Annotated in this window: 24 protein-coding genes and 1 pseudogene; 15 read left to right on the forward strand and 10 right to left on the reverse strand. The window is 71.5% G+C overall.

The features are described from left to right. Positions 1-111: 111 nt before the first annotated feature. The 3 genes from dapF to miaA form a co-directional block, all read right to left on the reverse strand. Positions 112-1,005: a diaminopimelate epimerase gene (gene dapF / locus FGW31_RS08385; protein ID WP_142192744.1), complete on the reverse strand. Its 894-nt coding sequence runs from the start codon at positions 1,003-1,005 to the stop codon at positions 112-114. A gap of 67 nt (positions 1,006-1,072) precedes the next feature. Next, complete coding sequence (locus FGW31_RS08390) at positions 1,073-1,576, reverse strand: hypothetical protein (RefSeq protein ID WP_142192787.1); 504 nt, start codon at positions 1,574-1,576, stop codon at positions 1,073-1,075. Positions 1,577-1,684: 108 nt separating this feature from the next. Continuing rightward, entirely contained in the window at positions 1,685-2,623 is a 939-nt protein-coding gene (gene miaA, locus FGW31_RS08395) for a tRNA (adenosine(37)-N6)-dimethylallyltransferase MiaA (RefSeq protein ID WP_142192745.1), read from the reverse strand. 182 nt (positions 2,624-2,805) lie between these two features. Here miaA and FGW31_RS08400 point away from each other — a divergent pair, with 182 nt between their 5' ends. Further along, on the forward strand, positions 2,806-3,078 hold the full coding sequence (locus tag FGW31_RS08400; RefSeq protein WP_142192746.1) for a hypothetical protein: 273 nt from the start codon (positions 2,806-2,808) through the stop codon (positions 3,076-3,078). 23 nt (positions 3,079-3,101) lie between these two features. Beyond that, entirely contained in the window at positions 3,102-3,374 is a 273-nt protein-coding gene (locus FGW31_RS08405) for an antitoxin (RefSeq protein ID WP_142192747.1), read from the forward strand. 75 nt (positions 3,375-3,449) lie between these two features. On the opposite strand, the gene FGW31_RS08410 is transcribed toward FGW31_RS08405, so the two are convergent. The 3 genes from FGW31_RS08410 to FGW31_RS08420 all read right to left on the reverse strand — a co-directional run bounded on the left by FGW31_RS08410 (position 3,450) and on the right by FGW31_RS08420 (position 6,302). Next, positions 3,450-4,220 carry a class III extradiol dioxygenase subunit B-like domain-containing protein gene (locus FGW31_RS08410; RefSeq protein WP_142192748.1) on the reverse strand — a complete coding sequence of 257 codons (771 nt, stop codon included), beginning with the start codon at positions 4,218-4,220 and terminating at the stop codon, positions 3,450-3,452. An 84-nt stretch (positions 4,221-4,304) separates the two neighbouring features. Then, the gene (gene miaB, locus FGW31_RS08415) at positions 4,305-5,825 is read right to left on the reverse strand and encodes a tRNA (N6-isopentenyl adenosine(37)-C2)-methylthiotransferase MiaB (RefSeq protein WP_142192749.1); all 1,521 of its coding nucleotides are present in this window, start codon (positions 5,823-5,825) and stop codon (positions 4,305-4,307) included. A gap of 69 nt (positions 5,826-5,894) precedes the next feature. Next, positions 5,895-6,302 (reverse strand): pyrophosphohydrolase domain-containing protein, encoded by a 408-nt coding sequence (locus FGW31_RS08420; RefSeq protein ID WP_142192750.1) that lies wholly within the window; start codon positions 6,300-6,302, stop codon positions 5,895-5,897. Between the two features lie 105 nt (positions 6,303-6,407). Here FGW31_RS08420 and FGW31_RS08425 point away from each other — a divergent pair, with 105 nt between their 5' ends. Further along, entirely contained in the window at positions 6,408-7,403 is a 996-nt protein-coding gene (locus FGW31_RS08425) for a TAXI family TRAP transporter solute-binding subunit (protein WP_142192751.1), read from the forward strand. A 13-nt stretch (positions 7,404-7,416) separates the two neighbouring features. On the opposite strand, the gene FGW31_RS08430 is transcribed toward FGW31_RS08425, so the two are convergent. After that, on the reverse strand, positions 7,417-8,820 hold the full coding sequence (locus FGW31_RS08430; RefSeq protein ID WP_142192752.1) for a sensor histidine kinase: 1,404 nt from the start codon (positions 8,818-8,820) through the stop codon (positions 7,417-7,419). A gap of 9 nt (positions 8,821-8,829) precedes the next feature. Beyond that, entirely contained in the window at positions 8,830-9,516 is a 687-nt protein-coding gene (locus tag FGW31_RS08435) for a response regulator transcription factor (protein WP_142192753.1), read from the reverse strand. A gap of 285 nt (positions 9,517-9,801) precedes the next feature. Here FGW31_RS08435 and FGW31_RS08440 point away from each other — a divergent pair, with 285 nt between their 5' ends. From FGW31_RS08440 to FGW31_RS08470, 8 genes and pseudogenes are all read left to right on the forward strand, one after another. Next, positions 9,802-10,578, forward strand: coding sequence for an amino acid ABC transporter ATP-binding protein (locus FGW31_RS08440; protein ID WP_142192754.1), 777 nt, complete (start codon positions 9,802-9,804; stop codon positions 10,576-10,578). Positions 10,579-10,659: 81 nt separating this feature from the next. Beyond that, positions 10,660-11,499, forward strand: a complete 840-nt coding sequence (locus FGW31_RS08445; protein ID WP_142192755.1) for a glutamate ABC transporter substrate-binding protein — start codon at positions 10,660-10,662, stop codon at positions 11,497-11,499. 115 nt (positions 11,500-11,614) lie between these two features. Next, positions 11,615-12,292 (forward strand): amino acid ABC transporter permease, encoded by a 678-nt coding sequence (locus tag FGW31_RS08450; RefSeq protein WP_142192788.1) that lies wholly within the window; start codon positions 11,615-11,617, stop codon positions 12,290-12,292. Continuing rightward, positions 12,289-13,191 (forward strand): amino acid ABC transporter permease, encoded by a 903-nt coding sequence (locus FGW31_RS08455; protein ID WP_142192756.1) that lies wholly within the window; start codon positions 12,289-12,291, stop codon positions 13,189-13,191. The genes FGW31_RS08450 and FGW31_RS08455 overlap by 4 nt, the downstream gene beginning before the upstream one ends. Positions 13,192-13,484: 293 nt before the next feature. Continuing rightward, positions 13,485-15,134, forward strand: a complete 1,650-nt coding sequence (locus tag FGW31_RS08460; RefSeq protein WP_142192757.1) for an FAD-dependent monooxygenase — start codon at positions 13,485-13,487, stop codon at positions 15,132-15,134. A gap of 243 nt (positions 15,135-15,377) precedes the next feature. Beyond that, the gene (locus FGW31_RS36065; RefSeq protein WP_309544753.1) at positions 15,378-15,449 is read left to right on the forward strand and encodes a putative leader peptide; all 72 of its coding nucleotides are present in this window, start codon (positions 15,378-15,380) and stop codon (positions 15,447-15,449) included. A gap of 89 nt (positions 15,450-15,538) precedes the next feature. Beyond that, positions 15,539-16,093 (forward strand): cupin domain-containing protein, encoded by a 555-nt coding sequence (locus FGW31_RS08465; RefSeq protein WP_142192758.1) that lies wholly within the window; start codon positions 15,539-15,541, stop codon positions 16,091-16,093. After that, positions 16,090-16,494 (forward strand): annotated as a pseudogene (locus FGW31_RS08470) (rhodanese-like domain-containing protein); the annotation flags it as partial. The gene FGW31_RS08465 and the pseudogene FGW31_RS08470, both read left to right, overlap by 4 nt. Before the next feature lie 175 nt (positions 16,495-16,669). Here the strand turns inward: FGW31_RS08470 and recX are convergent. Further along, positions 16,670-17,479, reverse strand: a complete 810-nt coding sequence (recX, locus tag FGW31_RS08475) for a recombination regulator RecX (protein WP_142192760.1) — start codon at positions 17,477-17,479, stop codon at positions 16,670-16,672. Between the two features lie 3 nt (positions 17,480-17,482). After that, complete coding sequence (recA, locus tag FGW31_RS08480; RefSeq protein ID WP_142192761.1) at positions 17,483-18,598, reverse strand: recombinase RecA; 1,116 nt, start codon at positions 18,596-18,598, stop codon at positions 17,483-17,485. Between the two features lie 312 nt (positions 18,599-18,910). On the opposite strand from recA, the gene FGW31_RS08485 reads away from it, so the two are divergent. Genes FGW31_RS08485 through FGW31_RS08500 form a run of 4 tightly spaced genes read left to right on the forward strand, consistent with a single transcriptional unit; the run spans position 18,911 to position 21,610 of the window. Continuing rightward, a complete protein-coding gene (locus tag FGW31_RS08485; RefSeq protein ID WP_142192762.1) occupies positions 18,911-19,423 on the forward strand; it encodes a hypothetical protein in 513 nt (170 codons plus the stop codon). Beyond that, entirely contained in the window at positions 19,420-19,782 is a 363-nt protein-coding gene (locus FGW31_RS08490) for a transcriptional regulator (protein ID WP_142192763.1), read from the forward strand. Before FGW31_RS08485 ends, FGW31_RS08490 begins: the two co-directional genes overlap by 4 nt. Further along, a complete protein-coding gene (locus FGW31_RS08495; protein ID WP_142192764.1) occupies positions 19,779-20,702 on the forward strand; it encodes an ABC transporter ATP-binding protein in 924 nt (307 codons plus the stop codon). The genes FGW31_RS08490 and FGW31_RS08495 overlap by 4 nt, the downstream gene beginning before the upstream one ends. An 11-nt stretch (positions 20,703-20,713) precedes the next feature. Continuing rightward, positions 20,714-21,610 (forward strand): ABC transporter permease, encoded by an 897-nt coding sequence (locus FGW31_RS08500; protein WP_142192765.1) that lies wholly within the window; start codon positions 20,714-20,716, stop codon positions 21,608-21,610. The last annotated feature ends 7 nt before the right edge of the window (positions 21,611-21,617 follow it).

A 21,617-nucleotide genomic window follows, 5' to 3' on the forward strand; every position in this document is an offset into this window, starting at 1 on the left:
CGCCATGGGACCGACGATCAGCCGTCATCTCGAAGCCGCACCGGGCCCCGGGGCCTTCGGATCACCCCACCGGGCGGGCCGGAGGGCTGGGACAGCGGGGTGCCGCCGCGGTCAGCGAAGGGCGTTCTCCAGCCACTCGGCGTCGATCTCTCCCTCGGCGACGATCACGGCGGGGCCGGTCATCTCGATCTCGCCGTCGGGCCGTTCGGTGATCACCAGGGTGCCGCCGGGCACGTCCACCGTGTACGTCACCGGGGTGCCGGTGACGCGCGGGTCGGCTCCGTCCCTGCGGGCGGCCGCCACGGCGACCGCGCACGCGCCGGTGCCGCAGGAGCGGGTTTCGCCGGCCCCGCGCTCGTGCACCCTGAGCGCCACGTGCCGCGGGCCGCGGTCGACCACGAACTCCACGTTCACGCCGTCCGGGTAGGCGTCGGCCGGGCTGAACGGGGGCGGGGTGTACAGGTCACCGGCGTGGGCGAGGTCGTCCACGAAGGCCACGGCGTGCGGGTTGCCCATGTTGACGTTCCGTGCGGGCCAGCTGCGCGCGCCGACGCTGACGGTGACGTCGCCCTCGGGGAGCAGCGCGCTGCCCATGCCGACGGTGATGTCACCCGTGGCGGAGCCGCTGCCGGACGCGGTCTTGGCGATGTGCACGCTCTTCACGCCTCCGCGTGTGGCGACCGCGATGTCCCCTTCGGTCACATGTCCGGCGCGCTGGAGATAGCGCGCGAACACACGCACTCCGTTGCCGCACATCTCGGCGAGGGAACCGTCGCCGTTGCGGTAGTCCATGAACCACTCGGCCTCGCCGGCCATGTGCCGGGCCTCGGGGTGGGCCGCGGACCGCACGACGTGCAGCAGTCCGTCGCCGCCGATGCCCGCGCGGCGGTCGCACAGGGCGGCGACGGCGGCCGGCGGGAGGTCGATGGCGTTCTCGGGGTCCGGGACGATCACGAAGTCGTTCTCCGTGCCGTGCCCCTTGAGGAAGGCGATCCGCGTGCTCATTCCTCGATCGTACGGGGTGCCGGTGACAGCGCGTCGCCGTCGGCGGACCGCCCCCGCACGGGAGCGGTCAGCGGAGCCGGGCGACCCGCCAGACCGCGAGCGCCACCACGGCGGCGACCATCACGGCGTAGCCGATCACGACCCGCCAGTCGGGTCTGCGTCCGGAGCCCCGGGCCGGGAGTCCGGGCCAGGTGTAGCCCACCCTGCGCGCGGCCGTCATGCCCCAGCCGGCCGCGCAGGAGCAGATCAGCAGACCCAGCATGGCGATCACCGCGCCGCTGTCGCCGAAGTCGAAGGCGAGCGGGAAGGCGAACATCAGGGAGCCGACCGCGGCCAGCCCGACGATGGGCGCGAGCTGCCAGATGCGCAGCCGGCGCTGCGGGCGCAGCTCGACCTCGACCTCGTCGCCGCCCGCGAACATCTCGTCCGGCTCGGGGCCGTCGTCGGTCACACCGCCCTGTGTCTCCTCCGGCCCGTCGGGGCTGAGACGGTCGGCTTCCTGCTCCGGAGCACCCCGCTCGGTGGTGAGGTGTTCGGTGCCGTGTGCGGTGTCGCGAGGGCCGGCCTCCATCGCCACGCGCCCTCCCAACTAGGACTCCACTTGGTCGATCGAAGGTCGATGATGGCACGGCGCCACAGAACCGGATGACGGCCTGGGCGTCCCGATGCCAGGACGTGATCAGGCTGTAACCGGTCGTTCGACCAACGACAACGCGAGCTGCGGAAGTTCCCCGAGGTCCGCCGCGGCCCCACTCAACCAGTGCACCCGCGGATCGCGCCTGAACCATGAATCCTGGCGGCGCGCGAAGCGCTTGGTGGCACGCACGGTCTCGGTCCGTGCCTCCTCGAGCGTGCACTCCCCGGCGAGCGCCGCGAGCACCTGCTGGTAGCCGAGGGCGCGGGAGGCCGTACGCCCCTCGCGCAACCCCTGCGCCTCCAGTGCGCGCACCTCGTCCACGAGGCCCGCCTCCCACATCCGGTCGACGCGGCGGGCGATGCGCTCGTCCAGTTCGGGCCGGGCCACGTCGACACCGATCTGGAGGGTGTCGTAGACCGAGTCGTGGCCGGGGAGGTTGGCGGTGAAGGGGCGGCCGGTGATCTCGATGACCTCGAGGGCGCGGACGATGCGGCGGCCGTTGCTCGGCAGGATCGCGCGGGCGGCCCCGGGGTCGGCGACGGCGAGCCGGGCGTGCAGGGCGCCGGGGCCGCGCAGCGTGAGCTCCTCCTCCAGCCGGGCCCTGACCTCGGGGTCGGTGCCCGGGAACTCCAGGTTGTCGACGGCTCCCCGGACGTAGAGGCCGGACCCGCCGACGAGGACCGGCCAGCGTCCCTCGGCGAGCAGCGCGTCGATGCGCTCGCGGGCCAGCCGCTGGTACTCGGCGACGGACGCGGTGACGGTGACGTCCCAGATGTCCAGCAGGTGGTGCGGGATTCCTCCGCGCTCCTCGGGCGTCAGCTTGGCGGTGCCGATGTCCATCCCCCGGTAGAGCTGCATGGAGTCGGCGTTGACGACTTCGCCGCCCAGCCGCTGGGCAAGAAAAACGCCCAGATCGGACTTTCCGGCCGCCGTGGGGCCGACGACGGCGATGACGCGGGGGGCGAGGGGTGCGCTGCTCACTGATCCAGTCTCGCAAACCTCGCACCCCGCTCTCGAACGGGTTACGTGACGCGACCGTCGCCGGGTCGTTGCCCGTTGCGAGATTCCTGCCGCCGGATCACAGGGGCGGCGGCCCGGGTCGCACGCATGGACACGCCGGGCAACGCGGGATTTCGCCCGCACGAGTAACGTATGGAGTGGATATGGGCGTTTTTGCACGGATTTTTCGGAGGTCGAAGACCACGGAGGAGACGCAGGCCGCAGGGACAGGGGCCGAGGGGGCGGCGACCGAGCCTCCTCGTACGGAGGACGCGGCCGGGGCCGTGGAGCCGAAGGCGTCGGACGAGGCGCCGAAGACCGCCGAACCGGCCGTGAAGGAGGCCGAGGGGGTCACCGGCGAGAGCGTCGACATCCCCAAGCAGCAGCAGTCCTCCGACGCCGCCGACAGCGAGACCGGCGAGGGCGCCCGCACGTAGATCGCCGCGAGGGAAGGTGTGTCATGGGGCTCCTGGACAGTCTGAAGGCCAAACTCGGGCCGGCCAAGGACAAGGCGTCCGGTCTTGCGCAACAGCACGAGGACAAGATCCAGCACGGTCTGGAACGGGCCGCGCGGACCGTCGACCAGCGGACCAAGGGCAAGTACAGCGACCGGATCCAGTCGGGTACGGGCAAGGCCAAGGAGGCCGTGGACCGCTTCGCGCACAGGAAGGACCCCGGTCCGGACGCGGGCGGCACCACCACACCGCCGGCCGGGCCCCCGCCCGCTTCCTGAACGGTGGACGGCGGACGGCCGTGGAGCGCACGAAAGGCTCCACGGCCGTCCGCCGTCCCGGTGGGAGGCCGGTGGTCAGGACCAGGTGGCCACCAGGTAGCCGACCCCGTACGGGGCGTCCTCGTACAGCAGCGCGCCCCCCAGTGAGGCGTTTCCGGCGGCCGCGCCGGCGAGCACCTGCCAGGGGGCGCGGCCGGACACCCTCAGGTCGCGCGCCAGCCCGGTGTCCAGCCCGAGCAGCGCCCCGGTGTCGGCCGCACCCAGCGCGCGGGCGATCTCCGCGTCGAACGGGGCCGCCCGCTCGTCGAGGTACCCGGGCGCCTTGAGCGTGCGGCAGGCGCTGGCGTCGCCCATCACCAGCAGGGCCACCCGGTCCGCCCGCGCGGCGACGGCCCGCCCCTCCTCGGCACACCGCTCGGCGGTGAGGTGCTCGCCCACGCCCCGTCCCTCGACCGGTGCGTCGGCCCAGCCGGTCCGGCCGAGCAGCCAGGCCCCCACGGCGAGCCCGTACGGCAGCGCGGGACCGGCCGGCGTGCCCCGGTCCGCCCCGTGCGGTACCTCCGACCCCGGCCGTACGCCCGCTTCCGGCGGGACATCCGCTCCCAGCCGTACGTCGAGGCCGACGCCGAAGCCGTGGAAGGACCCCGGTGTGCCCTGCGGGTAGGTCTCGGGCCCGGCGGTGTCCGCCGGGCCGACGACCACGAGCAGGTCGGGCCGGGCGGCGGCGAGCACGCCCAGCGCGTCCGTGCAGGCGGCACGCGCGGTGTCCAGCTCGGGAGCGGCACCCGCGGCGACCTCGGGCACGAGCAGCGGCGGGCAGGGGCAGACTGCGGCGGCGACAAGCATGATCGGCAGCGTAGCCCCCGTGGGACGGCCGGCCGCGCCGGTGGGCCCGTCCGCCGGCCGTCGCCCCGTCCGGGTCCCGCCGCGTCAGTCGCAGCCGCAGCCGCTCGCGGCGACCGGCAGCGGCTCCGGGACGCCGATCTTCGGCAGGCCCAGCATCACGCCCGCGGGCTGCGGCGCCGCCTTCTCGGCGTTCCGCTTCTCCCAGGCGTCGCCCGCGCGGGTACGGCGCACGTCGAGCACCGCGCCCTCGGCGAGGAGGTGGTGCGGGGCCGCGTAGGTGATCTCGACGGTGACCACGTCGCCGGGGCGGACCTCCTGCTCCGGCTTGGTGAAGTGCACCAGTCGGTTGTCGGGGGCGCGGCCGGACAGGCGGTGGGTGGTGTCGTCCTTGCGGCCCTCGCCCTCGGCGACCATCAGCTCCAGGGTCCGGCCGACCTGCTTCTTGTTCTCCTCCCAGGAGATCTCCTCCTGGAGGGCGACGAGCCGCTCGTAGCGCTCCTGGACGACCTTCTTGGGGATCTGGCCGTCCATCTCGGCGGCCGGGGTACCGGGCCGCTTGGAGTACTGGAAGGTGAACGCCTGCGCGAAGCGCGCCTCGCGCACCACGTGCAGCGTCTGCTCGAAGTCCTCCTCGGTCTCGCCGGGGAAGCCCACGATGATGTCCGTGCTGATCGCGGCGTGCGGGATGGCGGCGCGGACCTTCTCGATGATGCCGAGGTAGCGCTCCTGCCGGTAGGAGCGGCGCATGGCCTTCAGGACCGTGTCCGAACCGGACTGGAGCGGCATGTGGAGCTGCGGCATGACGTTGGGCGTCTCGGCCATGGCCGCGATGACGTCGTCGGTGAAGTCGCGCGGGTGCGGGGAGGTGAAGCGAACCCGCTCCAGGCCCTCGATCCGCCCGCAGGCCCGCAGCAGCTTGCTGAACGCCTCGCGGTCGCCGATGTCGGAGCCGTAGGCGTTGACGTTCTGGCCGAGCAGCGTGATCTCGGAGACGCCCTCGGCGACCAGGGCCTCGATCTCGGCGAGGATGTCGCCGGGACGGCGGTCCTTCTCCTTGCCGCGCAGCGCCGGGACGATGCAGAAGGTGCAGGTGTTGTTGCAGCCTACGGAGATCGACACCCAGGCCGCGTAGGCGCTCTCGCGCCGGGTCGGCAGCGTGGACGGGAACGCCTCCAGCGACTCGGCGATCTCGACCTGCGCCTCCTCCTGGACGCGGGCGCGCTCCAGGAGGACGGGCAGCTTGCCGATGTTGTGCGTGCCGAAGACGACGTCCACCCAGGGGGCCCGCTTCACGATGGTGTCGCGGTCCTTCTGCGCCAGGCAGCCGCCGACCGCGATCTGCATCCCGGGCCGGCTCGCCTTCTTCGGGGCGAGGTGGCCGAGGTTGCCGTACAGCTTGTTGTCGGCGTTCTCACGGACGGCGCAGGTGTTGAAGACGACGACGTCCGCGTCGCCGTCGGCACCCTCGGGGGCGCGGACGTAGCCCGCGTCCTCCAGCAGCCCGGCCAATCGCTCGGAGTCGTGGACGTTCATCTGGCACCCGTAGGTGCGTACTTCGTAGGTGCGCGTGCCGCCCACTGACTGGCTCCGGTCGATGCTGCTCATGCCCATAAGGGTAGGCGGTACCACGGACAGCCCTCCGCCACGGCGGCCGCCCGGCCGCCCGGCGGCTGCTCAGGCCTCCCGGCGCGGCACCCACCCCTGCCGGCGCAGCACCGCCGACACGTCCGGGGCCTCGTAGTGGTCGCCCTTGAGGACCTTGCCGTCGGGGCGGCGGCTGACCTGGCCGTCGGGGCCCAGCTTGGTCATGTTGGAGCGGTGGATCTCGGCGATCACCGCGTCGAGGTCGATGCCGTGCACCAGCGCCGTGCCGTACGCGACGTAGACCACGTCCGCCAGTTCGTGCGCGAGCCGGTCGAGCGGGCCGGTCACGGACACCTCGGCGACCTCCCTGGCCTCCTCCGCGAGCAGTTCGCCGCGGTGGGCGGCCAGCTCCGGCGGCACCTCGGACGGTGTGTCGCGGGCGTCCAGCCCGAAGGCGCGGTGGAAGTCACGGACCAGGTCGGCGGGCGAGGAACTCATGCCGCGACTGTAGTGGCCGCCTCGGACACTCCCCGGGCCGTGCCGGGCGCGCCAGTGTGGGCCCTGCCCTGGTCAGCGGGCACACGGCCTGGCAGGATCGCGCGCATGTCCAACGCGCTGTCCCGGCTCGGCAGGCGGCGGGCCCTGCGGGGCGCGGCCGCCGTTCTCGTGGCGCTCGGACTGCTGCTGTGGTGGCTGGTGCCGTGGAGCGAGGAGCCGCCGGGCGGGACGGTCACCCTGAGCACCGGTACCCGCGCGGGCGTCTACCAGAAGTACGGTGAGCTGCTACGCAGCTCGCTCGGCAAGCACATGCCCGACCTCGAGGTGCGGCTGACCACGAGTGACGGCTCGCAGGAGAACGTGCGGCGGGTGGCAACCGGACAGGCCGACTTCGCGATCGCCGCGGCCGACGCGGTGGAGACGTACCGGCTGGGCGGCCGGAAGGGCGCCGACCGGCTGCGCGGCGTGGCCCGCCTCTACGACGACTACGTGCAGCTGGTCACCGCGCGGGACTCCGACATCCGCTCGGTCGCGGACCTGCGGGGCAAGCGGGTCGCCATAGGCCCGCCGAAGTCCGGGGTGCGGCTCATCGCCAACCAGGTCCTCGAAGCGGCCGGGATCGACCCGGAGACGGACATCAGCCCCTCCGCGGACGGCATCGACACCGGCCCGGAGCGGCTGGGGCACGGGCTGGACGCCTTCTTCTGGTCCGGCGGGCTGCCCACGGACGGTCTCAGGGCGCTCGCCGAGAAGTCCGCGCTGCGGTTCGTGCCGATCGACGCCGAGCTGGTCACCGAGCTGCACAAGCAGGGCGGCGCCACCCGCTACTACCGCGCGACCAACATGCCGGAGTCGGCCTATCCGGGCAGTCAGCTCGGCTCGGCCGTGCCGACGATGGCGGTCTCCAACCTGCTGATCACGCGTGCGGACGCGGATCCGCGGCTCACCGAGTGGCTGACCCGCATCGTGCTCAGGAGCCGGGACGGCATCGGCGCGCACGTCCACTCCGCGCAGCTGGTCGACGTACGCACCGCGATCTACACGGATCCGCTCCGGCTGCACGAGGGCGCCCGCCGCTACTACCGTTCCGTGAAGCCGTAGCCCGGCGCGGGCGTCAGGCGCCGGATCCGCTCCTCGGCACCGTCACGATCACCCGCAGTCCGTGCGGTTCGTGGCGCTCGTACGCGATCGAGCCGCCGCCCGCGGCGAGCAGGGCCCGGGAGATGGACAGGCCGAGGCCCGAGCCCTTGATGTTCTGGTGCCGTCCGCTGCGCCAGAAACGGTCACCGACGCGGGTGAGCTCCTCCTCGGTCAGTCCGGGGCCGTTGTCGGTGACGACGACCGTGGAGGTGTCGCCGTTGGAGGTGACGGTGACCTCGACGGTCTCTCCTGCGGGCGTGAACTTCACCGCGTTGTCGATGACGGCGTCCAGGGCGCTGGACAGCGTGACCGGGTCGGCCCACGCGGTGGTCGGCGGGCAGGTCCCGGTCAGGCGGACGCCCTTCGCCTCGGCGGTGGGCGCCCAGGCGGCGACGCGCTCGGCGGCCAGCGCGCCGATGTCGGTGACCTGGAGATGGGGTTCGCTGTGCTCGGCGAGCGCCAGGTCGAGCAGGTCGTCCAGGACCTGCGCCAGGCGTTTGCCCTCGGCCCGTACCGAGGCGATCTCCTCGTTGTCCTCGGGCAGCTCCAGGGCGAGCAGCTCGATGCGCAGCAGCAGCGCCGAGAGCGGGTTGCGCAGCTGGTGGGAGGCGTCGGCGACGAAGGCGCGCTGCTGTTCCAGCACGCTCTCCACGTTGTCGGCCATCTCGTTGAACGAGTGGGCGAGCCGTCTGAGTTCCGGCGGTCCGCCGGCCGCCGCGACCCTGGACTTCAGCCGTCCGGTGGCGATGTCGTGGGTGGTGGCGTCGAGGACCCGCACGGGTTTGAGCACCCAGCCGGTCAGCCGCAGGGCCGCGCCGACGGCGAGCAGCATCGCGGCCGCCTCCCCGGCGAAGATGACCAGCCACCCCTGGAGGATGCGGGAGCGCATCTGCCCGGTGGGCGAGTCGGTCACGACGACCGCGACGACGTCGCCGTCCCGGATCACCGGCGAGGCCACGACGAGGCTGCTCCGCTGCCAGGGCCACACCTGCTCGGGGTCGTGGCTGCGGCGGCTGAGCAGCGCCTCCTCGAAGGCGTCGCGCACCTCGCCCGCGCGGGGCAGGAACCAGTCGTCCGGGGCGTGCGCCATGGGCGAGTCGTTGCGGTAGAAGACTCCCGCGCGGATGCCGTAGACCTCGTGGTAGCTGCGCAGCTCGCTGCTGAGCGTCTCACGGCGCTCGTTGATGTCCCCGCCGGCCGGGTCGGCGGGCTCGGTGACGAACTGGGCGAGGGCGGCGAAGCGCGCCGTGTCGTCGATCCGGTCGACGACGACCTTCTGCTGCTGCGCGCCGGCGAGGCTCACCGCCAGCGGGACGCCCAGCGCGAGCAGCACGGCCGCCATCAGGACGATGAGCAGCGGAAGCAGACGAGTGTGCACCCGGCCCCGCTACGACGCCGGCGCGACGAGCCGGTAGCCGACGCCGCGTACGGTCTCGATGAGCGCGGGCATGCGCAGCTTGGCGCGCAGGGAGGCGACGTGCACCTCCAGGGTGCGTCCGGTCCCCTCCCAGCTGGTGCGCCACACCTCGCTGATGATCTGCTCCCGGCGGAAGACGACGCCCGGCCGCTGGGCGAGCAGGGCGAGGAGGTCGAACTCCTTGCGGGTCAGCTGGACCACCGCACCGTTCACGCTGACCTGGCGGGTCGGCAGTTCGATGCGGACCGGGCCGAGCCGCAGTTCGGTCTCCGTGCCGCCGGCCGCCTCCTCGTGGACGGTGCGGCGGCTGACGGCGTGGATCCGCGCGAGGAGTTCCCCGGTGTCGTACGGCTTGACCACGTAGTCGTCGGCGCCGAGGTTGAGGCCGTGAATGCGGGAGCGCACGTCGGACCGCGCGGTGACCATGATCACCGGCGTGCTGGTGCGCTTGCGGATCTTGCCGCAGACCTCGTAGCCGTCCTGGTCGGGCAGTCCCAGGTCGAGCAGGACGACGCCGAAGCCGTTGCCCTCGGGGACCAGCGCCTGGAGGGCCTCCTCGCCGCTGCGCGCGTGCGTGACGTCGAAGCCGTGCCGCGCCAGCACCGCGGACAGAGCGGCGGCGACGTGGTTGTCGTCCTCGACGAGGAGCAGTCTCACCCGGGTCCCTTTCCGTTCATCGGCCGTACGCTCTCCATGAGTACAAAAACTCATGCACACGCGTGCGCACCTTGCAGTGACGCCGATGGACGCGTACGGCGTCAAGGGGCTTCCGGTTGCGCTTTCGTACCGTTACCCGGCCGAAATGCGCCCTGCTCACAAGTGCTACGACACGTGTCCGATTGCTATCGGATCGTGATCCTCAGATTCCCCTCAGATGTAATGACGCAGGTCCGGAGGATCACTACTGTCCTCCGAAACCGAGGAGGACGGAGCCTGAGAGCGATGACCGAAGTATCGGTGGCCAAGGAAGGTGTGGCCGCAACCGGCGACCTGGTCGTCCTGAAGAATGTCAACAAGCACTTCGGCGCGTTGCACGTACTCCAGGACATCGACCTGACGATCGCCCGCGGCGAAGTCGTCGTGGTCATCGGACCCTCCGGGTCCGGGAAGTCCACCCTGTGCCGCACCATCAACCGCCTGGAGACGATCGACTCCGGTTCGATCACGATCGACGGCAAGCCCCTGCCCCACGAGGGCAAGGAGCTCGCCCGGCTGCGGGCCGACGTCGGGATGGTCTTCCAGTCCTTCAACCTCTTCGCGCACAAGACCGTGCTCGAGAACGTGACGCTGGGCCAGGTCAAGGTCCGCAAGAAGGACAAGAAGGCAGCCGAGGAGCGGGCCCGTGCCCTGCTCGACCGGGTCGGCGTGGGCGCGCAGGCGGAGAAGTACCCCGCGCAGCTCTCCGGTGGCCAGCAGCAGCGCGTCGCCATCGCGCGGGCCCTGGCGATGGAGCCCAAGGTCATGCTCTTCGACGAGCCGACGTCGGCTCTCGACCCGGAGATGATCAACGAGGTGCTGGAGGTCATGCAGCAGCTCGCCCGCGACGGCATGACGATGATCGTCGTCACGCACGAGATGGGATTCGCCCGTTCGGCGGCAAATCGCGTGGTGTTCATGGCGGACGGTCGCATCGTCGAAGAGGCTTCGCCGGACCAGTTCTTCAGCAATCCGCGCAGCGACCGCGCGAAGGACTTCCTGTCGAAGATCCTTCACCACTGACGGCGCTGCCCGCGCCCTGACGACTCGCGTCACCGGACACCGACCGGGCCGCATCACTTCACCAGTCAAAGGATGTGCACCATGAAGCTCCGCAAGGTCACCGCCGCCTCGGCCGCCGTGTTCGCCCTTGCCCTGACCGCCACCGCCTGCGGTGGTGACGACAGTGGTGACGGCGGTTCGTCCGGTGGCGGCGACAAGATCAAGATCGGCATCAAGTACGACCAGCCCGGCCTCGGCCTGAAGCAGCCGGACGGCTCCTTCTCCGGCTTCGACGTGGACGTGGCGACCTACGTCGCCAAGGAACTCGGTTACGAGGCCGACCAGATCGAGTGGGTCGAGACCAAGAGCGCCGACCGCGAGAACGCCCTCGCGCGCGGTGACGTGAAGTTCATCGCGGCCACGTACTCGATCACCGACGAGCGCAAGCAGAAGGTCGACTTCGCCGGCCCGTACCTGCTGGCCCACCAGGACCTGCTGGTGAAGAAGGGCTCGGACATCACCGAGGCCACGGATCTGAACGACAAGAAGCTCTGTTCCGTGGTCGGTTCCACGTCGGCGCAGAACGTCAAGAAGGACTTCGCGCCGAAGGCCCAGCTCAAGCAGGTCGGTACCTACTCCGAGTGCCTCGCCGCCCTGCAGAGCGGTGCCGTGGACGCTCTGACCACGGACGACTCGATCCTCGCCGGCTACGCCGCGCAGGACCAGTACAAGGGCAAGTTCCAGCTCGCCGGCCTGAAGCTGAGCAACGAGAACTACGGCATCGGTGTCAAGAAGGGCGACACCGAGACCGTGAACAAGATCAACGCTGCCCTGGAGAAGATGGTCAGCGACAAGTCCTGGGAGAAGGCGGTCGAGGACAACTTCGGTCCGGCCGACTACAAGAACGAGCCGGCCCCGAAGATCGGCAACATCGTCAAGTAGCCCCAGGGCCGTCCAGTAACGCGGGGTCTCTGAGACGTGCCGCCGTCCGTCGCGATCAGGGCGGCGGCACGCCATGTCCGCCACGTACGCCACACACCCGGAAGCGCGGGAGATCGTGTTCGACTTTATTTCTGACTATGACGATCCAACCTTGTTGGGTGCGTTCTGGATGACGGTGAAACTCACCGTGTTCTCGGGCATCGGTTCCCTGGTCTGGGGCACCTTGCTGGCGGCGATGCGGGTCAGCCCCGTCCCGCTGATGCGGGGCTTCGGCACCGCCTACGTGAACATCGTCCGGAACATTCCGCTGACGGTCATCATCGTCTTCACCTCGCTCGGCCTCGCCGACATCTTCGGCGTGACCATGGGCGCGCGGGACGACTTCGCGCTCCAGGGCTTCCGGCTCGCGGTGCTCGGTCTGATCGCCTACACCGCGGCCTTCGTCTGCGAAGCGCTGCGTTCCGGCATCAACACCGTGCCGGTCGGACAGGCCGAGGCGGCCCGCGCACTCGGGCTGAAGTTCAGCCAGGTACTCAGCCTGATCGTGCTGCCGCAGGCGTTCCGCTCGGTCATCGGACCACTCGCCAACGTGCTCATCGCGCTGACCAAGAACACCACGGTGGCGGCAACGATCGGCGTGGCGGAAGCCGCCCTGCTGATGAAGGAAATGATCGAGAACGAAGCGCAGACGCTGCTCATCGGTGCGGTCTTCGCCTTCGGATTCGTGGTACTGACCCTGCCCACCGGCCTCATCCTCGGCTGGCTGAGCAAGCGACTGGCGGTGAAGCGGTGACCTCCGTTCTCTACGACGCCCCGGGCCCCCGGGCCAAGCGGCGCAATGTGATCCTCTCGGTCGTCTTCGTGGCCGTCCTGCTCCTCGTCCTGTGGTGGGTCTACCGGACGATGGACGACAAGGGCCAGCTGGAATGGTCCCTCTGGAAGCCGTTCACCGAGTCCGAGGCCTGGACGACATATCTGCTTCCCGGTCTGGGGGACACGCTCAAGGCCGCGGCCCTGGCCATGATCATCGCCCTTCCGCTGGGCGCCGTGCTCGGCATCGCCCGGATGTCGGACCACCGGTGGGTACGGGTTCCGGCCGCCGCGGTGGTCGAGTTCTTCCGTGCCATCCCGGTGCTGCTGCTGATGCTGTTCGCCAACGAGTTCTTCGCCCGTTCCACGAACGTCAGCAGCACAGACCGCCCCCTGTACGCGGTCGTCACCGGCCTGGTCCTCTACAACGCCTCGGTCCTCGCCGAGGTCGTCCGGGCCGGCATCCTCTCGCTGCCCAAGGGACAGACGGAGGCGGCCCAGGCCATCGGTCTGCGCAAGAGCCAGACGATGTCCAGCATCCTGCTCCCGCAGGCGGTCACGGCGATGCTCCCGGCGATCGTCAGCCAGCTGGTCGTCATCGTGAAGGACACCGCGCTCGGCGGCGTGATGCTCGGCTTCACCGAGCTGCTGAACACACGCGGCACGCTGGCGGCCAACTACGCCAACGTCATCCCCAGCTTCATCGTCGTGGCGGTCATCTTCATCGTCCTCAACTTCATCCTCACCTCGTTCGCCTCCTGGCTCGAGGGACGGCTGCGGCGCAGCAAGCGCAGCACGGGTGCGGTGCTCGGCGCCGAGGATGTCGACGACCTCAACGCGGCTGAGGTCGGAGGCCCGCACAAGACCGGCGGCGTCCTCTGACACCTGCCTGCCGTACGACATGACTGTGGCCCGCCGTTTCCCGGCGGGCCACAGTCATGTCGCGTGACGGGCCGCTCTCAACGGGCCGGGAGAGCGATGCGCCCCGGACCGGTGTGATGAACAGTCAAGTGGTGTGACACGCCCGGCGGCATGTCATGATCGCCACTGGCCTTCGGTCACTTGACGCAAGCACCGGCAATGGGTTGCATACGTTCTGTGATCGTGCACCCTGCTCCATCTTCCTGTTCCTCTCCGTCCCTTCGGACGTCACTTCGAGCAGGGGGCGCAGCGCCGTGGACCCGGTGATCATCGTCGGAGCGGGCCCGGTCGGGCTGACGCTCGCGCTGGCGCTGGCGCGCCAGGAGGTGCCGTGCGTGGTCCTGGACGAAGGGCCGGGCAAGGACGAGCCCCGTCCGGCACGCACGGTCGTGCTGCGCGACGACACCGCAGCCCTGCTGGAACGGCTGACCGGCGTACCGCTCGCGCACGAGGGTCTGCGTTGGGCCGGATGGCGGTCGATGCGGCGCAAGCAGGTGATGTGCGAGGTCGCGTTCGGCGACGCCGAGCCGGCTCCGCTGCACATCGCCCAGCACGTCCTGACAGGAGCCCTGCGGGCGGCCCTGGCCGGTGAACGCCTCGTCCGGATCGCCGTGGACAGCCGTCTGGACGCCCTGGAGCAGGAGCCCTCCGGCGTCACCGCTCACACGCGCGGCCCCAAGGGCACCTGGTGGCGCGGCAGTTACCTGGTCGGCTGCGACGGTCCGCGTTCGACCGTGCGCAAACTCCAGGACATTCGCTTCCCGGGCCGCACGGCGGTGGAACGTCACGCCGTGGCCGCGCTGCGCACGGAGCTTCCCTGGCACGACGAAGCGTTGCTGCACCGCACACCGCCGTGGCGTACGTCCGGCCCCTCGGCCGGCGAGATCAGCGCGCGACCGCTGCACGACGGTGTGTGGCGTCTGGACTGGCTGCTGCCGCCGGGCAAGGAACTGGTCACTCCGGAACTGCTGCTGACCCGCGTCCGGGAGACGCTGGCCGGCTGGGCCGGCGGCACGACACCGCCGTACGAACTGCTGGACACCGGTGTTCACACCGTGCACCACCGGCTGGCCCGGCGCTGGCGGGCCGACCGGGTGTTCCTCGCCGGGGACGCGGCGCACCTGCTGGGTGCGCTGGGCACCCACGGTCTGGACGAGGGGCTGCGGGACGCCGACAACCTCGCCTGGAAGCTGGCGCTGGCCTGGCACCACGGCCCGCACGAGGCGCTGTTGGACAGCTACCAGACCGAGCGCCGCGCGATCGTCGCCTCCCGGCTGCGCGCCGCCGACCAGGCGCTGCCTTTGCTGCGGGGCGGCGGAGGACTGCGTTCCTACGTTCCCGGCTCGTCGCGGGGACACGACGTGCTGCTGATGGACGGTCATCTGGGGCGGGGCGCGCTGGGTGCGCCGGGGTCCTACGCCGGTTCGCCGCTCGCGCCCGGGCCTCTGGAGGGCGAGGCGCCCGTGGCGACACCTCCCGGTGCGGCGGTGACGGATGTGGTCGTCACCGCGGAGGACGGCACGTTCGTCCGGCTGCGCAGCCGGCTCGGCCGGGGAGCGCTGCTGGTGGTGCTGATCGCGCCGGGTACGGGGGTGTGGGAGCGCAGGCACTGGGTGTCCGCGGGGATCATGCCCCGGCTGGCGGCGGCCGTCTCGGCACTGCCCCACCCGGCCGAACTGCTGGTCGCCGAGAGCTATCCGGGCGCGGCGGCCCACACGGTGCTGCTGGTACGCCCGGACGGCCACCTGGTGACGGCACTGAGCGGGGTCCGACCGGCGGATCTGTACGCGGCGGCGGAGGCGGCACTCGGCGGGTCGCCGGCTGCGGAGACGGGCGCCGGGGAGAAGAACGGGGCCGGGGCCAAGGCCGATGCCAGGGCCGATGCGGGGGCCGGTTCGCGCTGAGGACGCGGGGCGCGGGCGTGCGGGTACGTGTGCGGGCACGCCTGCGGCTTGACCGCCGACCGCCGACCGCCGACCGCCGACCGCCGACCGCCGACTGCTGGCTGCCGGCTGCCGGTTGTTGCGGGTGCGCGCCACCGTCCCGGGCAAGGCGGTTCCTCACCGGGCGGTCCCGTCCGCAGGGTGGCGACGAGTTGAATCGGTGTCCGGGCTCGTGGTGTACTCCCGAGCGTGACCGACACCTGTGTGCGCCTGTGGCGGAGGGTCCATATGGACCTCGTCCGCTACGCGGGCTGCGTGTGTCGTCCGTCCTGTTGATTCGCCTCTTCCTTTCTTCTCGCGCGCCTGGCACGGCCCTTCGTGCCGCCGCCGCGCGCCTGAGCGAACCCTTCTTCAGGACGGTGCACATGTCTGTCTCCCCCGGCTCCCCCGCGGTCTCCACCACCTCCCCGGCTCCGCCCCCTGTCTCCGCGCCCACCCAGGCTGAACTCCTCGACTTCGTACGGCGTGCCGCTGCCGACGCCGAGCTGATCGCCTCGCTTCCCCTCGACCCGCAGGGCCGCACCTGGGTGCGGCTCGACGGGCCAGGCGGCAGTGAGGCCTGGCTGATCGGCTGGCCGCCAGGCACCGGCACCGGCTGGCACGACCACGCCGACTCCGTCGGTGCCTTCATGACCGCGTCGGGCGAGCTGAAGGAGAACTCACTCGCCGCGCGGCTGCCCACCGACGGCTGGAAGACCCTCGAACTCACCGACGGCGTCGACCGGGAACGCCGGCTGCCGGCCGGGCAGGGCAGGGCCTTCGGGCGGCATCACGTCCACGAGGTGCTCAACGAGTCCCCGGACCGGCACGCGATCTCCGTGCACGCCTACTATCCGCCGTTGCCGCGGATCCGCCGCTACAGCCGCAGCGGCGGCATTCTCCGACTGGAGCAGGTCGAGCGCCCGGAGGACTGGCAGTGAGCGGGACGGAGGAACGGCCCGGCGGCACGACGGGCATCGACGCGCTGCTGGAGCGGGTGCGCGCCGGTTACGAGCGTGTGGGGCCCCGGGACGCCTACGAGGCGGCACGCGCGGGCGAGGCACTGTTGGTGGACATCCGCTATGCCGCCCTGCGGGAGCGGGACGGGCTGATCCCGAGGGCTGTGGTCATCGAGCGCAACGAACTGGAGTGGCGCCTGGATCCGCAGGGCAGCCACCGCCTTCCCGAGGCCACGGACCACGATCTGCGTGTGGTCGTGATCTGCAACGAGGGCTATGCCTCCAGCCTGGCGGCGGAGTCCCTGCACCGGCTGGGACTGCACCGGGCCACCGATCTGGTCGGCGGGTTCCAGGCCTGGTCGGCGGCGGGGCTGCCGGTCGTACCCGCGTCCGCGCAGGACGCGCTGGGGCCCGCGCATGAAACTCCGGGGCCCGCGCAGGACACGCCGGGGCCTGCCCAGTACACGCCTGGGCCCGCGTAGGACGTGCCGGGACGACGCGCCCCCGTGGCGCGTCGTGCCGGGGCGTCGGTGCGGTGCCGCCGCGTTCCCGCCGGTGTCAGAAACCCTCGTCTCCGAGGAGCTCCGTGTCCTCGCCCTCTTCCTCCAGTGCCTGTCGGACCACGCGGAGGGCGAGGCCCTCGGGGTAGCCCTTGCGGGCGAGCATGCCCGCGAGGCGACGGATCCGCTTGTCCCGGTCGAGTCCTCGGGTGGCGCGCAGCTTGCGGGCCACCAGCTCGCGCGCGGTCGCCTCCTCCTGCTCGGAGTCGAGCTGGGAGACGGCCTCGTCGATCAGCGTGGGGTCGACGCCTTTGGTGCGCAGTTCCTGGGCGAGCGCCCGCCGGGCCAGCCCCCGGCCGTGGTGCCGGGACTCCACCCAGGCGTCCGCGAAGGCACTGTCGTTGATGAGTCCGACCTCCTCGAACCGGGATAGCACCTCCTCGGCGGCCTCGTCCGGGATCTCCCGCTTGCGCAGGGCGTCGGCGAGCTGCTTCCGGGTGCGCGGGGTCCCGGTGAGCAGGCGCAGACAGATCGCCCGCGCCCGCTCGACCGGGTCCCCCGAAGGCTCCTCCCGCTCTGCCCTCGACGAGGAAGAGGCACCTCCGTCCGCCGCGGCCGCCTCGCCGAAGGCCCGGCGTCTGCGCCCGCGTCCACCGCGCGGCCCGCCGTCACGCGAGCCGCCCGCCCGTGCGCCCCCGTCGCGCCGCCGGCCGCTCCCGGAGTCCGCGTCCGGGAAGCCGCCCGCGCCGGTGCTGTCGTACGCCGTGTCCTCGCCCACGGCTGAGCCGTCGCCGCCGACGGTGTCCCTCCCCCGTGGGACACCGGAGGCGGCGAACTCGTACTCGGCCCAGTCGGTTCGTCGGGTCACGGGTCAGCTCTTGGCCGCCGCGGCCTTGGACTTGGTGGACTTGGCCGCCGGGGCCGGCACCGCGGCCGCCTCGGCCGGGGAAGCCGCGGCATCCGCGGCCGGCTCGGCGGAGGGCTCCTCGGCCCGCACGCCGACGCCCAGCTTCTCCTTGATCTTCTTCTCGATCTCGTTGGCGAGGTCGGGGTTGTCCTTCAGGAAGTTGCGGGCGTTCTCCTTGCCCTGGCCGAGCTGGTCGCCCTCGTACGTGTACCAGGCGCCGGCCTTGCGGACGAAGCCGTGCTCCACGCCCATGTCGATCAGGCCGCCCTCACGGCTGATGCCCTGGCCGTAGAGGATGTCGAACTCGGCCTGCTTGAAGGGCGGGGCCACCTTGTTCTTGACGACCTTGCAGCGGGTGCGGTTGCCGACCGCCTCGGTGCCGTCCTTCAGGGTCTCGATGCGACGGATGTCGATACGCACCGAGGCGTAGAACTTCAGCGCGCGGCCACCGGTCGTGGTCTCCGGCGAACCGAACATGACGCCGATCTTCTCGCGGAGCTGGTTGATGAAGATGGCGGTGGTCTTGGACTGGTTGAGGGCGCTGGTGATCTTCCGCAGGGCCTGGCTCATCAGACGGGCCTGCAGGCCGACGTGGCTGTCACCCATCTCGCCCTCGATCTCCGCACGCGGGACGAGCGCGGCGACGGAGTCGATGACGATGAGGTCGAGGGCACCGGAGCGGACCAGCATGTCCACGATCTCCAGGGCCTGCTCGCCGTTGTCCGGCTGGGAGAGGATGAGGTTGTCGATGTCGACGCCGAGCTTCTTCGCGTACTCGGGGTCGAGGGCGTGCTCCGCGTCCACGAAGGCGACCTGGCCGCCGGCCTTCTGCGCGTTCGCCACGGCGTGCAGCGTCAGGGTCGTCTTACCGGAGGACTCCGGTCCGTAGATCTCCACCACACGGCCGCGCGGCAGGCCGCCGACGCCGAGGGCCACGTCGAGCGCGGTCGACCCGGTCGGGATGACCTCGATGGGCTCCTTCGACCGCTCGCCCATGCGCATGACCGCGCCCTTGCCGAATTGCCGTTCAATCTGTGCGAGCGCGGCGTCGAGCGCCTTCTCGCGGTCGGTTCCTGCCATGGGTTCCACCCGATTTGCTTGAGTCGATCGCTTCACGTCAAAGACGCTAACGCCTGCCACTGACAACGCGCCCCGACGCACCTCCGGCCTGTGGACAACGCGGCCTCTTTTCCACCCAAACCGGAGCAGAACACCCGCCGTTGAGCCTCACCGGCACCTCCATAAGAATGGATGTTCGATTTTTGTGTCAAGCCGCACCGCGCGGCACATCCACGACCCTCACCACCTCCCACCCCTGACTTGCCTACCCGGAAAGTCAAAGGTAACTTTCCCACCAGGAAAGTTAACTGTCGCACGTCGCCAGGGGAGGAGATGGCCGTGAGCGCACCGGTGGATGCCGAACAGGCCTGGAAGGATCTGCAGCGCATCCGAGTGCCGCAGGAGCGGGTGTACGACGAGATGGAGCGGTCCGCCTCCGGCGGCCCCGGCGCCACCTACGCCGCGGCCGCGCTCATGTGGGTCTTCCTGGTCGGCACGAGCCTGGACCTCCCCCTGTGGGGCGTCCTGCTGTCCCTGGTCGCCTACGTCGTACTGCTGAGCGCACTCGCCGTGGTCCACAGCCGCAGGAGCCGGATGCAGCTGCACCACTCCCGCTACAACAAGCGGACGTTCGTCACGTTCGCCGGGGGCGCGCTGGTGACCGGCGGGACGGTCCTGCTGTCCGGCCGGCTGGTCGAGTCGCTCGACGCACCGCTCGCCGGACTGATCCAGGCCACGGTCACGACGGCCGCGTTCCTGCTGTTCGTCGGGCCGGCGAGCCGCTGGGCGGTCGGCTCGCTGCGCGGGCACGCCGAACGGACGGCCCGCGAGGGTGAGGGACGATGAGCACTCCCGAAGGCTTCGACGAACTGATCCATCCCGCCACCCGGCTGTCGGTGGTGGCGCTGCTCGCCACCACCGAGTGGGCGGACTTCGCCTTCGTCCGCGAGAGCCTCTCGCTCAGCGACTCCGCGCTCTCCAAACAGCTACACACCCTGGAGGACGCCGGATATCTGGAAGTCCTGAAGGAGGGCGGCGGCCGCAAGCGGCGCACGAGGGTCCGGCTGACGGACCGCGGCCGCAGCGCCTTCGACGGGCATGTGGCGGCGCTGCGGGCGATCGTCGACGGCGCAGGCGCGGGCCCCGGCTCCCGCGCGGCGGAGTCCGGTCCGGTCACGCAGCAGCACGCGGAGGCGGGGCGATGACTTCCGCCACCTCCACCGACCGGTCCGTCGTCCGGGCACGCGACGTGCGCATGTCGTACGGCGCCGTCGACGTCCTTTGCGGCGTCGACCTGGAGATCCGCAGCGGCGAGGTGTTCGCCCTGCTCGGGCCGAACGGCGCCGGGAAGACCACGACCGTGGAGATCCTCGAGGGCTTCCGGCAGCGCTCCGCCGGTGACGTCAGCGTCCTCGGCGCGGACCCGGAGCGGGGCGACGACGTCTGGCGCGGACGCATCGGACTGGTGCTGCAGTCCTGGCGCGACCACCGCCGCTGGCGGGTGGCCGAGCTCCTGTCGCACTTCACGACGTACTACCCCGACCCCCGCGACCCGGCCGAGCTGCTGGGCCTGACCGGGCTGACCGGGCAGGCCGACCAGCGGGTGGAACTGCTGTCCGGCGGTCAGCGGCGGCGGCTGGACGTCGCGCTCGGCATCGTCGGGCGGCCGGAGCTGCTGTTCCTGGACGAGCCGACCACGGGCTTCGACCCGGAGGCGCGGCACGAGTTCCATTCCCTGGTCGAACGGCTGGCCCGGGACGAGGGCGTCACCGTCCTGCTCACCACGCACGACCTGGCGGAGGCCGAACGGCTCGCGGACCGGATCGGCATGCTGGTCGGCGGCCGGATCCGCGCCTGTGGCACCCCGTCGGAGCTGGCCCGGCAGGCCGCCGCTCAGGCCGAGGTCCGCTGGACCGCGGACGACGGCACGCGTCACCGCGCCCGGACCGCGGACCCGTCACGGCTGGTGTGGGAGCTCCACCGGGACGCGGACGGGCCGATCCCCGGTCTGGAGGTCCGGCGTCCGACGCTGGAGGACACCTATCTGCACATGGTGCACCGGCAGGCCGACGGCACGGGCGGGGCTGTGGACGAAGTGGTGGACGAGGAGGCGGGGGCCGCATGAGGGACGGGCGGATGACGAACGGGACGGCCCGGGCGGCGGGCGGGGTGCCGAGGCCGCGCCGCACGGCCTGGCGCGCGGGGTTGCTGCGCGGCGCCATCGAGGTGCGGCACCTGCTGAACAATCCCAAGGAGATGACCGGCCATCTCACCAATGTCGGCGTCGCACTGCTGGTCGCCGCCTACATCAGTGACGACGTACCGGGGACCCGTACGCCGATGGCCCATCTGGTGATCGCGGGTTTCGCCGCGTACCTGCTGTTCCAGATCGGGCTGCTCAACGTCCCGCAGATGCTCGTGACCGAGCGCGAGGAGGGAGTGCTGCTGCGGCTGCGCGCCACCCCCGGCGGAATACCGGCCTACCTGGTCGCCAAGTGTCTGCTGGTGGTCGTCACGGCGGTCGGCACTCTGGTGCTGCTGCTGGGAGCCGCGGCGCTGCTGGCGGACGGGCCGTTGCCGCGCGGGACGGACGACTGGCTGACGCTGCTGTGGGTCACCACGCTCGGGCTGCTCGCCGTCGTCCCGCTGGGCGCGGCCCTGGGTGCCGTGCTGCCCAACCCGCGCGAGGCGCTGGCCCTGATCGTGCTGCCGACGATGGGGCTGCTGCTGATCTCGGGAGCGATGTTCCCGCTCACGTCGCTGCCCGTTCCGGTGCAGCAGGTGGCCGCTGTCTTCCCGCTCAAGTGGACGGCCCAGGGCGTGCGCTCGGCGCTGCTGCCGGACGCCGCGCGGACCGCCGAGGCGGCCGGTTCCTGGGAGCTGCCCATGGTGGCGCTGGTGCTGACCGCGTGGGCGGTCCTCGGGTTCCTCCTGGCCGTGCCCCTGCTGCGCCGCGCGGCCCGCCGCGAGTCCGGCTCCCGCCTGGCCGACCGCCACCGCAAGGCCGCCCGGAACGGCGCGGTGCCGGCCTAGACGGGGC

The sequence above is a fragment of the Streptomyces calvus genome, assembly GCF_006782915.1.
In the GTDB taxonomy this organism is placed as follows: domain Bacteria; phylum Actinomycetota; class Actinomycetes; order Streptomycetales; family Streptomycetaceae; genus Streptomyces; species Streptomyces calvus.